Raw genomic sequence first — 15,100 nt, forward strand, 5'->3', positions numbered from 1 at the left:
GCGGTCTAGGACGCCTTTCGCTTGCGGCCGTACAGTTCCATGCGGTGATCGACGAGGTCGTAACCAAGACGTTCGGCGATGATGCGCTGGAGCTCTTCCAGTTCTTCGTCGTGGAACTCGACGACTTCGCCGCTCTCCACGTCGATCAGATGATCGTGATGTTCGTCGGGGGTGGGCTCGTAACGGGCACGACCGTCGCGAAAATCCAGGCGCTCCAGAATGCCCGCTTCTTCGAACAACCGGACCGTGCGGTAGACGGTCGCGATCGAGATGCGGTCGTCGACTTCCGACGCCCTGCGATAAAGCTCCTCGACGTCGGGATGGTCGTCGGCCTGCGACAGCACGCGCGCGATGACCCGGCGCTGCTCGGTGATCCGCAGTCCGCGTTCGGCGCACAGCGCCTCGAGATCGATCTTGCTCATCTTACGGAAAAAGGGGTGCCAGTTCGCATGGCACCCCTTCTAAGGTCAGGCCCCTGCCGGCGGCAAGGGCGAGTTACCGTTCGGTGCGCTTAGCGCGCGGCGCGTCCGCGTGTGCGCTTGGTGCCCAGGCCGATCTTCTTGGCCAGTTCCCGGCGCTGCTTGGCGTAGTTGGGGGCGACCATCGGATAGTCAGCGGGCAGGTTCCACTTACGGCGATAGTCTTCCGGCGTCATGTCATAGTGCGTCATCAGGTGGCGTTTCAGCATTTTCAGCTTCTTGCCGTCCTCGAGACATACGATGTAGTCCGGCTTGATGGAGGCGCGAACCGAAACTGCCGGCTCCTGGACTTCCTCTTCCTCCTGAGCCGGGCCGAGCTTCGCGAGCGTGTTGTACACCTGCTCGATCAGCGTAGGCAGGTCGGAGACGGCGACCGTGTTATTGCCTACATGCGCCGAAACAACCTCCGCCGTCAGGCTCAGAATGTCTTCGTGGAAATCTACTTCGTCTTCCATCATAACTCCGTACTGCACTTTCTCAATTAGGTTGCGCCGCCTATGATACTTCTATCAAAGGACTTCAAGGCCTTTTTTGGCGGATTTCAAAGGTAGTAAAGTTTTCATCGTAATAGCGTCGAATTTAGTGCCGTCATGTCCGGAATAATACTCCCGTCTCCGGCCGACTTCGACAAATCCTAACGTTTGATAAGCTTTACGTGCGGCGACATTATTTTCCCGCATTTCCAAATGCATGGTAGTGGAGCCTCGGGCGGCGGCATGATTTGCCGCCCGTTCGACAAGCTGGCGACCGAGTCCGCGGCGGCGAAATCGAGGCCTCACGCCGACCAGCAGCAACTCGGTCTCGTCCGCCACGCTCCTGATCAGGCTGAAGCCCAGGAGAATATTGTCGGTCTCGGCTATTTCACATGCCGTACCGGTTCCGGCCAAGGTCGTGGCGATCTGCGCGCCTGTCCAACCTTCGCCGAAGCGTGGATCGAAAATCTCACGGCAAATCTCGCCTAGCCTGTCTGCATCGGAGGACGGAGCGGGACGGAACGTCAGCACGGGGCGCCGGGTACTTTCGCGTCGGGCGGGCGCACGTAGAGCGGCTGCGGCGGCAGGAGGTGCCGTTCGAGATTCGGCACATGGACCAGGTCGACAAGCCGGGGAGGGTCCGCGGATCCGCGTGCGACCGGTGAGGGGGCGTCGACGAGCTCGAGGCCCGTCCCCGCAATGGCCGCGATGCCTTCGAGGGCCAGATCGCCGCGAGGAACGGCGACCGGCGGCCCTAGCGAGGCTGCCGTTTCGTCGAAGCGTTCGAGGAAAACCTCGCCGCGGCCCCCGTCGAGGACTATCCCCAGCGGCGCGGGCAGCCCCTCATGAAAGGCGCGGGCGGCGGTCAGCAGGGAAGAGGAGATGCCGTGGACCGGGACGTTCCAGGCAAGACCGAGCGCGCGGGCGGCTGCCACACCGATACGAATGCCCGTGAAGCTTCCGGGTCCTGTCTCGACGATGATGCTGTTCGCGGTCACGCCGCCGAGAAGCTCCGCCAACATCGGCATCAGCCGCTCCGCATGCCCACGGCCGATCAGTTCGTCGGTGTGCCGGGTGACGGCTCCCTTCTCGACAAGCGCCAGCGAACAGGCGCGGTGGGCGGTACCGATACCCAAGAGCGGCCCGGCCAGCGCGTCGGCCGCCGCGGTCAGAGTATCCGGCATGCCTCGTCGAAGGACAGACGCGGACTGCGATCGAACAGGTCCTTCTGGCTGCCGTGGCCAAGCGCGCAGATGAAATTCGATTTGACTGTGGTTCCGCCGAAGAAGGCCGCGTCGACCTTCTCCTTGTCGAAGCCGGACATGGGACCGCAATCGAGTCCGAGCGCGCGCGCCGCGATGATCAGATAGGCCCCTTGAAGACTGGAATTGCGGAAGGCGGTCTCCTCGACCAGAGGGCCGTCCGGACCGTCGTCTCCTACGAACCAGCTGCGCGCGTCCGTATGCGGGAAAAGCTGCGGCAGTTTTTCGTAGAATTCCATGTCCATCCCGATGATGGCGACGACCGGCGCCGTTCTCACCTTCTCGACATTTCCGTCCATGACGCAGGCGGCGAGCTTTTCACGCGCGTCGGCGGTCTGGCAGAAGATCAGCCGAGCCGGCTGGCAGTTGGCGGACGTCGGCCCCATGCGCATCAGGTCGTAGAGCGCCTCAAGTTCGACCCGGCTGACCGTTTCGTCTTTCCAGGCATTGTAACTTCGCGCCGAACGGAAGATCAGATCGAGGTCTCGGTCGCTCAGTAAATGGTCGGACATGAAAACTCCGGGTACGGAAGGGGCGCAACGCCACCGGCGCTAAAGCTGTGCGGTCCTTACCGCAAGTCGCGTCTAGACCGCGCGTACTTCCGTCACTTCGGGGACGTAATAGCGCAGCAGGTTCTCGATGCCGTTCTTCAGCGTCATGGTGGACGAGGGGCAGCCGGCGCAGGCACCCTGCATCTTCAGATAGACGATGCCCTCCTGAAAGCCGTGGAAAACGATGTCGCCGCCGTCTCCCGCCACCGCCGGGCGGACCCGGTCATCAAGCAGTTCGGTGATCTGTGCGCGGATGTCGGCATCTTCTTCATTTTCGTCGATCCGGGGCGCGGTTTCGGTCTCGCCGCGGACCAGCGGGGCGCCGCTCGCGAAGTGATCAACCAAGATGCCCATCACCTCGGGCTTCAAAGTGGCCCAGTCGGATCCCGCCGGATCGCGCGTCACCGATACGAAGTCGGCGCCGAAAAACACCCCGGTGACGCTGCCCAGCGAGAACAGCGCGGAGGCGAGCGGCGAAACTTCCGCATCGTCCGGATTGTCGAAGTCATAGGTGCGCTCGGGCGAAACCGGGCGGCCGGGCTGGAACATCAGCGTCGCGGGATTGGGCGTCGGCTGCGTCTGAATATGCATTGTGTTCGGGCTCCTTCAGAGCCGATGTGAGGCGCGGGTCCCGGTCAATCAAGGCCTCGGTCGGCACCGTTGCCGCCAGTCAGCTCGTCGATGGCGTCTTCGCTCAGGGCGCCCGGTACGATGATGATGACGACCGGCAGGCCGCCGGCGCGCTCACCCGCAAAGTGGGAGACGAGCGGGCCCGGGGCGCCCTTCGACGCGGCGCCCAGGACGAGGGCCGAGAGCTGCGGGTCCTGCTCGACGACTGCCGCCACTTCCTCCACCAGCTTGCCCTGGCGGACGACCAGCGACGGTATGATTTGCGACAGGCGGCGGACATGATCGGCGGAGCGCACCAGCGCTGCCTCGGCAGCCTCCTGCGCCTCGGCGGCGATCATGTCCTGTACGCCGCCCCACTGCACGAACTCGGCCGGACGGATGACATAGAGCAGCGTAATCTGTCCGCCGATGGCTTCGGCGCGGCGTACCGCATAGCGCAGCGCCTTCTCGGCTTCATCGCTGCCGTCCACCACCAGCAGATAGCCGGGGCCGCGGTCGCTCGGGCTCCAGCTCATGATGCGCGGGCCAGTCCGGTTTCGATCCGGCCCAGCGTTTCGATGGAGCGGCTCAGGAAATAGCCCTGCGCGGTCAGGTCGTCCCGCCCGACGAAGGCGGCGCGCTCGGTCGCGATCTGGTCGAGACTTTCGATGGCCTCGACAATGGCCGAAATCAGCTGCCGCTCGCGCAGATTGGGAGCGAAGTCGCTGCGGACGCCGCGCAGCAGCAACCCGGCGGCATAGGCCTGACCGCGTATGAACTCATAGGAGATGCTTGCCTCGTCCGCGCCGTCTTCGCCGCGAATGGGCGCATCCAGACCCTCGCGCCCGGCCTCGAGGCTGCGGCGGACGGCGCTTACCAGTGCCAGTGCCGTCTCCGCGTCGTCCGGGCGTACGATCTCGCCGGTCGCAAGGGCGGTGTTGTAGGCGATGAGGTCTTCGGCAGCGTCATGATAATAGGATCCGGCGCTCGCGCCGATGAAGGGGAAGCGGCCGTGGAACACACCGCGGGCAGGATCGATGGACAGGCTTTCCGCCGCGCGGGCCAGCCGCTGCTCGTTCTCCCGCTCGGACAGGGCACCGACGGCCGTCTCGACCATCGCGACGGTACCTCTTTGAAAGGCGGGCATGCGGCCAAGCCCGGCCGTGGGGGACAGGAAGCTATCGTTCGGCGTCCAGCCCCCACGGTCGATTTCGCGCTCCAGGATCGTCGCCGCATAGGCGGCGGTAACGCTGCCACCGGGGGGAAGAGCCGCCGGGGCCGGGCGCAGCGTCATGTCGGCGTTGCGGTCGTCGATGATCAGCGCCGCCACGCCCCAGTATAGGATCGCAAGGACAGCGATGGCGACCAGCGCCGTGGCCCAGCGCGGCGCCCCGAGCCAGGTCTTTGCCGGGCGGCCGTCCGCCTGTGCGCCGGAAAGGCGCTGACGCAGGGAAGAGAGGGTACTCAGCGGCACGCGGGTCCTCGCAGGTCCTTAAGAAGAGGGCTACAGATAGGCTCGGACATGATCCTCATAATGCTCGATAGTCCAGCTTTCGGGCTCCTCCGCTGCCGCGTCGCACCATTCGGTGATCCACGGATGCGCGCAGATCGCCGTCTGATAGGTGGCTGCGGCGCCGGTCAGATCGATGCCGTAGGTTCTGAATCGCATCGCTACCGGCGCATACATCATGTCCGCCGCGCCAAAGGCGCCGAACAGGTACGGGCCGCCGTCACCATAGTCCTCGCGCGCCTTCGTCCACAGCTGTTCGATCCGCTCCGCGTCGCGGCGGGCATCCTCTTCCAGGCGGAAGGTCCGGTAGCTGCTGCACACGTCCATCGGGCACTGGCGGCGAAGCGCCGTGAAGCCTGCGTGCATTTCCGCCGCGATCGACCGCGCAAACGCGCGCGCCGCGCCGTCTACGGGCCAGTAGGCGGTCTGACCGTAGCGGTCCGATAGCCAGTCGATAATGGCAAGGCTTTCCCAGACGGCGATGTCGCCGTCCCATACCGTGGGGACCCGGGAGGAAGGCATAAGGGCAGGGTCGGCCTTCTTTTCCGCCCATTCCGGCGTGTCCATTGGGATGACGAGTTCCTCGAAATCCTGCCCGGACTGTTTCATCGCAAGCCAGCCGCGCAGCGACCAGCTCGAATAGCGCTTGTTGCCGAGGATGATCCTCACAGGGTCTCGCCTTTTGCCGAACAAACCGTCTTTCCGCGCCTAAGCTGCGCGGCTGGCGCCGTCGAGGGGGTGTCAGCTTCGCGCGGCGTCCAGAATGGTCAGCCGCATCTGGTCGATGCCCTCGTTCTTCTCGGCGCTGGAGACCAGAACTTCGGGGAACGCCGCCGGCCGTTTCGAAAGCGCAGCGAGCGCCTCCTTCTGCACGAATGCGGCGCCCGTCGGCTTCACCTTGTCGGCTTTCGTCAGCGCCACCTGATAGGTGACAGCTGCCTCGTCGAGCAGTTCCATCACCTCGAGGTCTACATCCTTGATGCCGCGGCGCACGTCGATCAGCAGCATGACGCGGCGCAGGGTGGCGCGGCCTCGCAGATAATCGAAGACCAGCCGCTTCCAGCCCTCGACGACCTGCTTGGGAGCCTTCGCGAAGCCGTAGCCGGGCATGTCCACCAACCGAAGCTCGGGCGGTTCGCCGATCGGAAAGAGGTTCAGAAGCTGGGTGCGCCCCGGCGTGTTCGAAGTTCTGGCCAGCCCATGCTGTCCGCAAAGGGCGTTCAGCAGCGACGATTTTCCGACGTTCGACCGGCCGGCAAAGGCGATTTCCGGAACGTCGTCGGCGGGTAGCTGGTCGAGAGCACTGACCGACTTCGCGAAGGCCGCGCCGGACTTGAACAGGTCGCGGGCATAGCGCTCCGCCCCTGCGCCCGTTCCCGAGCCTGAAGGCGCGGCGCCGTTCACTTCGCCTTCGCGGGCTCTGCGGGCGGTTCCTCGCGCGGATATTTCTTCAGGAGCATCCACTGCTGGCCGATCGAGATGATGTTGTTGATCGTCCAGTAAAGCTGCAGCCCGGCCGCGAAGGGCGCCATGATGAACATGAAGATCCAAGGCATGATGCCGAATATCTTCTTCTGGATGTCGTCCATGGGCGTCGGGTTCAGGCGCATCATCAGCCACATCGAGATGCCGAGGAGGATCGGCAGCACGCCAATGGCCAGGAAGCCGGGCGGGTCGAAGGGCAGGAAGCCGAACAGGTTGACCGGCGTCAGCGGGTCGGGCGCGGACAGGTCCCGGATCCAGAGCGCGAACGGTTCGTGCCGGACGTCGATGGCCAGCAGCAGCGTCTTGTAGAGCGCGTAGAAGATCGGAATCTGCAGGAAGATCGGCAGGCAGCCGCCCAGGGGGTTCACCTTCTCCGTCTTGTACAGTTGCATCATCTCCTGTTGCAGCTTGGGCTTGTCGTCCTTGTAGCGTTCCTGCAGCGCCTTCATCTTCGGCTGCACGCGGCGCATCTTCGCCATGCTTTCATATTGCTTGTGCGCGATCGGGAACAGGACGATCCGGATCAGCACCACGAGAATGATGATGGCGACACCGAAGTTGCCCACCAGTCCGAACAGCCAGGCCAGCAGGTGATAGATCGGCTTTGCGATGAAGCCGAACCAGCCCCAATCGATGGCGCCCTCCATACGCGGAATGCCAAGGTAGTCATCGTAGCGCTCGAGCACCTCGACTTCCTTTGCACCGGCGAACAGGCGGAATTCGCTGCTTGCCGCACGGTTCGGACCCACGGCGAGCGGGTCGCCCTGCATCGTCGCTTCGTAGCGGTCGCTGCCGCCGCCCGTACGGAAAGCTGCGCGCACGGGCTCGCCGTCGCCCGCAATCAGCGCGGACAGCCAGTATGTGTCGGTAAAGCCCAGCCAGCCGCCGTCGGCGGCGACCTCTTCGCGCCCCTCCAGGTCGTCATAGCCGAGATCGTAGTCGAGACCGTCGGGACCGGAGGAAACGGGCCCCACATGGGCCGTCCAGGTGTCCTCGTTGGGGCCGGTGCCGTCGCGCGCGATCTGACCATAGGGGCGCGCAATGACCGCTGAACTGCCACGGTTCTCGATCCGCTGCCGGACGGTGAACAGGTAGTCCTCATCGACAGAGAGTTCGATCAGGAAGCGCATGCCGGCATCGTTCGTCCAGCTGAGCGTGACCGGACTGTCCGGAGTCAGGCGCTCGCCGCTCGCCTGCCAGCGCGTCGTCGGTCCCGGCAGGTCGCCGTCGCCGGTCCAGCCGAACTGCGCGAAATAAGCGTCCTGCGCGCCGCTCGGCGAAAACAGGCGAATATCGGTGTCGGCTTCGAGCGTCTCGTGATGGCGGCGCAGCAGCAGGTCGTCGAGGCGTGCGCCCGTCAGGTTGATCGAGCCTTCGAGTGCCGGCGTGTCGATCAGGACGCGCGGGCTGTCCGTAAGCACGTCAGCCCGGTCGCGGATGGCGGTCGGCGTGATCGAAACGGGACCCGCATCGTCGTCGGGCAGGACGACCTGTTCGCCGTCCACGAATTCCGTCGCCGGTTCGCGGCTGGTCGGAAAGAATTCTTCGCTGATGAAGCCCCATCCGAACAGAACCGCCATGGACAGGACCATGGCGAGAATGAGGTTCCTGGTATCGTTGTTCAAGCGAGGTCCCCGTTCTCTTTTCCGCTATGCCGCTTCGATCCCTTGCGGGCCGGCGGTACCGGGTCGTATCCAGATGGTCCTAGTGGATGGCAGCGCAAGAGACGCCGGAGAGCGAGCAGCCCTCCTTTTCCTGCGCCGTGCCTCTCTATGGCTTCCGCGGCGTAATGTGAACAGGTCGGCTGAAAGCGGCAGGTGGGGCCGAACAGAGGGGAGAGGGCCCGTTGCCAGACCCTGACCAGCAGAAGGAGCGCGCGCTTCACGGCGACCGTGTCACAGGGACTTCGCGGCGCGGCCCACGGCCTTTGCCAGGTCCCGTTCCATATCGGCGAAGCTGCGTGTCAGCGCGCCATTGCGGCCGATCAGGACGATGTCGGTACCAGGCGGGGCGCGGTCCGGCAGGATAGCCGCGCTGAGGGCACGGAGCCTCCGCTTCAGCTTGTTGCGGACGACCGCATTGCCGATCTTCTTGGTGACCGTGAAGCCGACCCGGACGACATCCGAATCATCGCGGCGCGCCCGCATCAGCAGGACGAAGCCCTGTGTCGGAGCCCGCGCGCCTCTGTTCGCGGCGAGGAAGTCACGCCGCTTCCTCAGCCGGTCGAGTGTTACGCGGACAGCTTCTTGCGGCCGCGCGCACGGCGACGCGCCAGCACCTGCCGCCCCGACTTCGTGGCCATGCGGGCGCGGAAACCGTGCCGCCGCTTGCGGACGAGATTGGAGGGCTGAAACGTGCGCTTCATCGGACATCACCTGCGAAAACGTGCGAAATAATAAAGGCCGCCTTGGTCCTGCGCGCCGGGGGACATACGCCTTCCACGAGAGGGCATCGCCTAGTCGAGCGCGCGGGCCGAGCGGCCACGTTCGCTGCGGCACATAGGCTCCGCTCGCTATTCTGTCAATATTCGGTAACGGGAAGGGCCTCTAGGCCGAAAGCATGCCCATGACAGAGACCTCCCGCAATCCGCGCGGCGCCAAAATGCCGGCCGACGGTTCTTCCGTCCAGCCGCCCGAGCCTCCCTCGGATGGGGGCGGGGGCGGGGGCGGGGTGCGCCGCTATCTGCCGCTTGCGCTTCTCGCCCTCGGCCTCGCCGCCTTCTTCCTTCTTGGCGGCGGCGACTATCTCAGCCTTGACTATCTTGCCGATCGCTATCAGGAGCTGCGCAGCTTCGTCGCCGATAACCTGTTCCTTGCCGCGGCGGGCTATGCGCTTCTCTACCTGCTTGTCGTCGCCATCAGCGTACCGGGCGCGGGCGCCCTTACCATCGCCGGGGGCCTCCTGTTCGGCACGGTTCTCGGGGGCGCGCTCACCGTCGTGGGCGCAACCGCCGGTGCCGTCGTGATCTTCCTCGCTGCGCGTACCGCCTTTGCGGACATGCTGCGGGAAAAGGCGGGGCCGCGCGTGCGAAAACTGCGCGCCGGGTTCGAGAAGGACGCCTTCAACTACCTCCTCTTCCTGCGGCTCGTGCCCGCCTTCCCCTTCTTCCTCATCAACATCGCCGCCGGCCTGTTCGGCATGCGCCTGCTGCCTTACGCGCTGGCGACCTTTTTCGGGATCATGCCGGGGACGTTCGTCTACGCCTCGATCGGCAACGGCGCAGGTGCGATCATCGCGCGCGGCGAGGACCTTCGGCTCTCAGGCGTTCTGACCGACCCGGCAATACTCATTCCCGTGATCGGCCTCGCGGTTCTCGCGCTGGTCCCCGTCGTCGTGCGCCGTCTTCGGGGGCGGAGAGGCGATGCCGCGGGCGGGACGGCGTAGTCCCCGGTCGGTAAGGCGGCCAGCGCGCGGCCACCGCCGCTTGAAGCGCACATAGCGGCGCTTCGCCCAGCGCGAATTTCTGAGAACGAGGGCAAGGCCGAGGGCGAAACCCAGAAGGCCGGCGGGGCCGGGGGCCGTGGGACCAAGGACCACCGGCGCGAGGATCATCAGGGCAATACCGGCGATCAACTCGCTCCAGCGCCGCCATGCCGCTTTTCCGCCCAAGGTGCTTGGTCTCCCGTCTTGTATTTTCCCCACCATCATCGGGTGGGCCGCCCGGTTTTCAAGGGGGGCGGCGCGAAGTTCCCGCGCGGGCGATGCCCGTTTGCCACGCCCACGGTCCACCAGGGCTTTGGCGAGGTCGCGGTGAACCGTCATTGAACGGTTTTGAAAACTTCACCTGAACGCAAAATCCGCTCAACCCTCCTGTCACCGAACGTCGCCAGATGCCGCAGCGCACAAACGATCCGCACGTCCGAGGGTCGGTGTGCCTCAAGCGAAATTGGGGGACTTTGGAATGACCGTTATCTCTCCGCTGGGCGCTGCGACCTGCGCCCTGGCAACCGCACTGCTCGTCTCCGCGCCGACATGGGCACGGGAGGGGGCAGCCGACCAACTCGCCACCGTTTCCGACGAGGTCATCGTCGTCACCGCCGACACGGCCTTCAATCAATCGCTCGTGACCGATGCGATGAAGGCGCAGCAGACGCCGCTCACCAGTCCGCTGGCCCTCATCGACAACCTGCCGGGCATTTCGATCCAGGAAGGGGACACCTTCGGTTTCGACGACTGGTCGACGACGATTACCATTCGCGGCTTTCAGACCTCTCTGGCCGACCAGCAGATCGGCATCACCATCGACGGCCTGCCCAATGGCGGCTCCAACTATGGCGGCGGCTCGAAGGCGAACCGCTATATCGATTCGGCGAATATCGGCGGAATCGAGGTGTCGCAGGGCACGGCGGACATTGCGTCGCGCTCCAACGAGGCACTTGGCGGAACGGTGAACTTCCTCACCGACGACCCGCTCGACGACCGCCGCCTGCGCGCCTCCGTCTCGCTCGGCGAATTCGAGGCGCAGCGCTACTATGTTCGCTACGATACCGGGGCGCTTGCGGATGACCTGGTGCGCGCCTGGGTCTCGCTGTCTCATCAGAAGGCAACCGACTGGATCAACGGCGCGGCCGAGAATGAGCGCGACCACATCGCCGCGAAGTTCATCGCGGACGCCGATCCCGTCACGCTGACCGGCTACATCTCCTACGACGACACGCATGAGGACAATTATCAGCGCCTGTTCTCCGAAGCGGAGTATCAGGAGAATCCCGAATGGGACCGGCTGATCGACGAGTGGGTCGGCAATCCCTATGTCGACCAGGTCTATCGCCGCGGCTGGTCGACGCTGCGCGAGAACTTCTTCACCTATCTGAAGGCGGATGCCGGCCTCGGCGATGTCGATCTGACCGGCGGCGCCTATTATCATCGCAATTTCGGCCGCGGCGACTGGGTGCCGCCCTATATCGTCGACACGTTCGACGACGGTGACGGGGCACCGCACAGCGAATTGGCGGGCGGCTCCTATTTCGGCACGCCGTTACTGGGACAGATCTTTTTCGTAGATGCGAATGGCGTCGCCCTGACACCGGACCCCGACTGCGTCTCCTCGATCACCTTCCCCTATGGCGGCGGCGGGGCGCAATATGACGCGGCATGCTATCCTGCTGGCGTGATTCCCGTGCAATCCTACCGTCACACCCATTACAAGCGCGACCGTTACGGTGTGACGGCAGATGCCGCCTGGAACCGAGACTTCGGCGACTTCGGGGCCGGCCTGCGCGGCGGAATCTGGTATGAGGACGGTACCCGCTCCGAACATCGCGACTGGCACAAGATCACCGACGCACGTGTCGGCTACGAATTCGACGAGACGCCCTACTGGACGCAGTATGACCGCGAATATCCGGCCAGCACGTTCCGCTATTATGCGGAGGCGAGCGGCGAATTCGCCGGTCTCAGCCTGTCGGTTGGGGTGAAGCAGTTCCTGGTCGATGTGTCGCGGAAAGACCTGTTCGGCCTGACCTCCGACGCGGAGATCGATTCCGACTCCGACCTGCTATTGTCGCTTGGCGCGGTGTACGACACTCCGGTGGACGGCCTGTCGCTGTTCGCGGGCTATGCCGAGAACTTCAAGGCGCTGGGTGACGAAATCCTCGAGCGCCCCGATTCCGACCTCAGCAACCTTGAGCCGGAAACGTCGGAGAACATAGAGGCCGGTCTGCGCTACGGCGGGCCGTTCTTTTCCGGGTCGGTGACCTACTTCACCAATGACTTCGAGAACCGCATCATCTTCCTCGACAACAACACCGATGCCGGGCCGGACTATCTGATTGGCACCAACGGCACTTACTTCAACGCCGGCGGCATCGACAGCGAGGGGATCGAGGTCTCGCTGGAGGCGCCGGTGAGCAGCACGATCTCGGCATTCGTCTCATATTCCTATGTCGATGCGACCTATATCGGTACCGGCGATGCCGCGGTGGACGGCGCGCTTGGCATCACGCCCGGCAACCGGGTCGTCGGCGTCGCCGACCATCTGTTCAGCGGCTCGCTGGACTGGCTCGACGGCCCTTACAATGCCGGCCTATCGGTAAAATACACCGGCGACCGGTACGTGACCTTCGCCAATGACTGGGCCGCCGACTCATATGTGATCACCGACGTTTACCTGGGTGTACGGGGCGAGGGGATCAGCGAGGTGCTGACAGGCATCTCCGCCGATCTTGTCGTCAACAATCTCTTCGACGAGGACTATCTCGGCGGCATTTCCGGAAACGGTGCGTGGATCGGTGCGCCGCGCACGGTGGTGTTCACCCTCAGCATGGATTTCTGAACCGGGGAGGAGTGATCCGAACGGGCGGGCTCTCTCCCTTTTTCCAGGGATGGCCCGTCCGCGTGGCGTCCGCCGACCGTTTCGCCGGTGGACAAGCCGTCCATCCCCGCTAACCCTTTCAACCGGGGCCGGAAGATAGGGGGCGGGCATGGTTTCGCATGTGACGACGGTGGCGTTTCTGGGACTGGAAGCGCGCACCGTCGACGTGCAGGTCCAGATCGCGAAGGGAAGTTCGAAATTCACCATCGTCGGGCTGGCCGACAAGGCGGTGGCGGAATCGCAGGAGCGCGTGCGCGCCGCGCTTTCCGGTATCGGTCTTGCCCTGCCGTTCCAGCGCATCACCGTGAACCTTTCCCCCGCCGACTTGCCAAAGGAGGGATCGCATTACGACCTTCCCATCGCGCTTGGTCTTCTCGCGGCAATGGGCATCGTCGATGCCGAGCAGCTGGCGGAATATCTGATCGTCGGCGAGCTTTCGCTCGACGGACGCGTCGCCAACGTTCCCGGCGTGCTGCTCGCGGCGCTCCATGCCTCCGCCAGCGACCTCGGCCTGATCTGTCCCGCGCCGCAGGGCGGGGAAGCGGCATGGGCGGGTCGCATCGACGTGCTGGCGGCGCCCGGCCTTCTGGAACTGCTGAATCATTTCAAGGGAACGCAGCTTCTGTCGCCGCCGGAACGTGCGGCGGCCGCGGACGCACCGCCGGTCCCGGATCTGAAAGCAGTCAAGGGGCAGGAAACCGCGAAACGAGCGCTCGAAATCGCCGCGGCCGGGGGACACAACCTGCTCATGTCGGGTCCGCCGGGGGCGGGCAAGTCGCTGCTCGCCTCCACCCTGCCGGGGATCCTGCCCGAATTGGCGCCGCAGGAGGCGCTCGAAGTCTCGATGGTGGCATCGGTTGCGGGGACGCTGGAGGCCGGGCGGCTTATCCGCCAGCGTCCCTACCGCGCCCCGCATCATTCCGCCTCGATGCCCGCTCTCGTCGGCGGCGGGCAGAAGGCCAAACCGGGAGAGGTCAGTCTTGCCCATCTCGGCGTACTCTTCCTGGATGAACTGCCCGAGTTCGACCGGCGGGTGCTCGACAGCCTGCGCCAGCCCCTGGAAACGGGCGAGGTGTCCGTGGCGCGTGCGGCGCTTCACGTCACCTACCCCGCACGGGTCCAGCTGATCGCGGCGATGAACCCGTGCCGCTGCGGACATCTGGGCGATCCCGCTCTCGCCTGCGCGCGCGCGCCGCGCTGCGCTGCCGACTATCAGGCGAAGCTGTCCGGTCCGCTGCTCGACCGGATCGATCTGCATGTGGAGGTCGAGCCCGTTTCTGCCGCCGACCTCGCCATGCCGCCGCCTGCCGAAGGGTCGGCAGACGTCGCAGCCCGGGTCGCCGAGGCGCGGGCGCGCCAGACGCAGCGCTACGCCGAAGTTGCGGCCCGCACCAACGCCGAAGCGGACGGAGACGTGCTCAGCGACGCCGCGACTCCCGAGGAGGCGGGCGCGGAATTGTTGCGGCAGGCGGCGGAGGCCATGAAGCTGACGGCCCGGTCCTACCACCGCGTGCTGAAGGTGGCGCGCACGATCGCCGATTTGTCCGCTGCCGACCGCGTATCGCGCGCCCATATTGCCGAGGCACTCAGCTATCGGCGCCGTGCGCCGGTGGCCTAGCACCAGAGCGCAAAAGCCTTCTGACAACATAAATTAACCCGTTGGTTTCAGGTAAAAATGTCACGGGAACCTGCGGGCTGCCCGCCCTGTTGACTGGGAAACGCCGCGGCGCGGTCCGAACGCGCCCCGGTCATCCAGACGACAGGGAGCGCAAACGATGGACGACGATACCAGAAAGAAACTCTGGATAGGGCTGCCCGCCATCGGGGCGGTCGCCGCGGCGGCGGCGATTGGCGGCTCGGCGGCGCTGCGCAACGCACGGCGCGACCGGCCGCATGATTCGGCGCCGGGCTGGACAACGCATTCCGACAGGTTCGGGAAATACGACGTTGTCGGCCGCGCGGTCACGATCAACCGGCCGCGGCATGAACTCTATGCCTTCTGGAAGGATTTCCAGAACCTTCCCACGGTCATGCAGAATGTCACGTCGATCCAGCCTACGGGCAAGGACGGCCGCGCGGTCTGGACGATATCCGCCCCGGGCGGCCGCTCGGTCGAAGTCGAGACGGAAATCGTCAAGGACGAAGCCGACTCGCTGATTGCCTGGCGATCTGTCGAGGGTTCGGACATCGACACCGAAGGACGCGTGGAATTCGAGGACGCTGTCGGTGATCGCGGCACGAAGGTGCAGCTGGTCATCGCCTACAAGGCGCCGGGCGGCGAGATCGGGCGGCTGTTGGCGAAGGCCTTCCTGAAAGAGCCGAAGATCCAGGCTCGCCACGACCTGAAACGATTCAAGATGCTTATGGAAACCGGCGAGATCGCGACTTCCGCGCACAGCCGGACGACGGGAGAATAAT

The 15,100-nt window shown here is 65.0% G+C and carries 18 protein-coding genes; 4 read left to right on the top strand and 14 right to left on the bottom strand.

What is annotated here, in order from left to right:
• Positions 1-5: 5 nt before the first annotated feature.
• The 14 genes from KCN53_RS06335 to rpmH all read right to left on the bottom strand — a co-directional run bounded on the left by KCN53_RS06335 (position 6) and on the right by rpmH (position 8,734).
• Positions 6-422 (bottom strand): Fur family transcriptional regulator, encoded by a 417-nt coding sequence (locus tag KCN53_RS06335; protein WP_088710927.1) that lies wholly within the window; start codon positions 420-422, stop codon positions 6-8.
• An 89-nt stretch (positions 423-511) separates the two neighbouring features.
• Complete coding sequence (locus KCN53_RS06340; protein ID WP_088713264.1) at positions 512-934, bottom strand: MucR family transcriptional regulator; 423 nt, start codon at positions 932-934, stop codon at positions 512-514.
• Between the two features lie 54 nt (positions 935-988).
• Positions 989-1,483 carry a GNAT family N-acetyltransferase gene (locus tag KCN53_RS06345; RefSeq protein WP_088710926.1) on the bottom strand — a complete coding sequence of 165 codons (495 nt, stop codon included), beginning with the start codon at positions 1,481-1,483 and terminating at the stop codon, positions 989-991.
• Positions 1,477-2,136, bottom strand: coding sequence for a tRNA (adenosine(37)-N6)-threonylcarbamoyltransferase complex dimerization subunit type 1 TsaB (gene tsaB, locus KCN53_RS06350; RefSeq protein ID WP_088710925.1), 660 nt, complete (start codon positions 2,134-2,136; stop codon positions 1,477-1,479). Before tsaB ends, KCN53_RS06345 begins: the two co-directional genes overlap by 7 nt.
• The gene (locus KCN53_RS06355) at positions 2,121-2,726 is read right to left on the bottom strand and encodes a malonic semialdehyde reductase (protein ID WP_088710924.1); all 606 of its coding nucleotides are present in this window, start codon (positions 2,724-2,726) and stop codon (positions 2,121-2,123) included. Before KCN53_RS06355 ends, tsaB begins: the two co-directional genes overlap by 16 nt.
• A gap of 72 nt (positions 2,727-2,798) precedes the next feature.
• Positions 2,799-3,356: a NifU family protein gene (locus KCN53_RS06360; RefSeq protein WP_088710923.1), complete on the bottom strand. Its 558-nt coding sequence runs from the start codon at positions 3,354-3,356 to the stop codon at positions 2,799-2,801.
• A 44-nt stretch (positions 3,357-3,400) separates the two neighbouring features.
• On the bottom strand, positions 3,401-3,910 hold the full coding sequence (locus tag KCN53_RS06365) for a universal stress protein (RefSeq protein WP_088710922.1): 510 nt from the start codon (positions 3,908-3,910) through the stop codon (positions 3,401-3,403).
• Positions 3,907-4,848: a hypothetical protein gene (locus KCN53_RS06370; protein WP_088710921.1), complete on the bottom strand. Its 942-nt coding sequence runs from the start codon at positions 4,846-4,848 to the stop codon at positions 3,907-3,909. The genes KCN53_RS06365 and KCN53_RS06370 overlap by 4 nt, the downstream gene beginning before the upstream one ends.
• 30 nt (positions 4,849-4,878) lie before the next feature.
• Positions 4,879-5,553 carry a glutathione S-transferase gene (locus KCN53_RS06375; protein ID WP_088710920.1) on the bottom strand — a complete coding sequence of 225 codons (675 nt, stop codon included), beginning with the start codon at positions 5,551-5,553 and terminating at the stop codon, positions 4,879-4,881.
• Between the two features lie 72 nt (positions 5,554-5,625).
• Positions 5,626-6,288: a ribosome biogenesis GTP-binding protein YihA/YsxC gene (yihA, locus tag KCN53_RS06380; RefSeq protein ID WP_088710919.1), complete on the bottom strand. Its 663-nt coding sequence runs from the start codon at positions 6,286-6,288 to the stop codon at positions 5,626-5,628.
• Complete coding sequence (gene yidC / locus KCN53_RS06385) at positions 6,285-7,994, bottom strand: membrane protein insertase YidC (protein WP_088710918.1); 1,710 nt, start codon at positions 7,992-7,994, stop codon at positions 6,285-6,287. The genes yihA and yidC overlap by 4 nt, the downstream gene beginning before the upstream one ends.
• A complete protein-coding gene (gene yidD, locus KCN53_RS06390) occupies positions 7,991-8,254 on the bottom strand; it encodes a membrane protein insertion efficiency factor YidD (RefSeq protein ID WP_088710917.1) in 264 nt (87 codons plus the stop codon). Before yidD ends, yidC begins: the two co-directional genes overlap by 4 nt.
• A 10-nt stretch (positions 8,255-8,264) precedes the next feature.
• A complete protein-coding gene (rnpA, locus tag KCN53_RS06395; protein ID WP_088713263.1) occupies positions 8,265-8,588 on the bottom strand; it encodes a ribonuclease P protein component in 324 nt (107 codons plus the stop codon).
• Between the two features lie 11 nt (positions 8,589-8,599).
• Complete coding sequence (gene rpmH / locus KCN53_RS06400) at positions 8,600-8,734, bottom strand: 50S ribosomal protein L34 (protein ID WP_088713262.1); 135 nt, start codon at positions 8,732-8,734, stop codon at positions 8,600-8,602.
• Between the two features lie 200 nt (positions 8,735-8,934).
• Here rpmH and KCN53_RS06405 point away from each other — a divergent pair, with 200 nt between their 5' ends.
• The 4 genes from KCN53_RS06405 (at position 8,935) to KCN53_RS06420 (ending at position 15,099) form a co-directional block, all read left to right on the top strand.
• Positions 8,935-9,753, top strand: a complete 819-nt coding sequence (locus tag KCN53_RS06405; RefSeq protein ID WP_207790582.1) for a TVP38/TMEM64 family protein — start codon at positions 8,935-8,937, stop codon at positions 9,751-9,753.
• A gap of 517 nt (positions 9,754-10,270) precedes the next feature.
• A complete protein-coding gene (locus tag KCN53_RS06410) occupies positions 10,271-12,643 on the top strand; it encodes a TonB-dependent receptor domain-containing protein (protein ID WP_088710916.1) in 2,373 nt (790 codons plus the stop codon).
• A gap of 148 nt (positions 12,644-12,791) precedes the next feature.
• Positions 12,792-14,300 carry a YifB family Mg chelatase-like AAA ATPase gene (locus KCN53_RS06415; protein WP_088710915.1) on the top strand — a complete coding sequence of 503 codons (1,509 nt, stop codon included), beginning with the start codon at positions 12,792-12,794 and terminating at the stop codon, positions 14,298-14,300.
• 157 nt (positions 14,301-14,457) lie between these two features.
• The gene (locus tag KCN53_RS06420) at positions 14,458-15,099 is read left to right on the top strand and encodes an SRPBCC family protein (protein ID WP_088710914.1); all 642 of its coding nucleotides are present in this window, start codon (positions 14,458-14,460) and stop codon (positions 15,097-15,099) included.
• The last annotated feature ends 1 nt before the right edge of the window (position 15,100 follow it).

Source organism: Pacificimonas aurantium (assembly GCF_020092905.1).
Classification (GTDB): domain Bacteria; phylum Pseudomonadota; class Alphaproteobacteria; order Sphingomonadales; family Sphingomonadaceae; genus Pacificimonas; species Pacificimonas aurantium.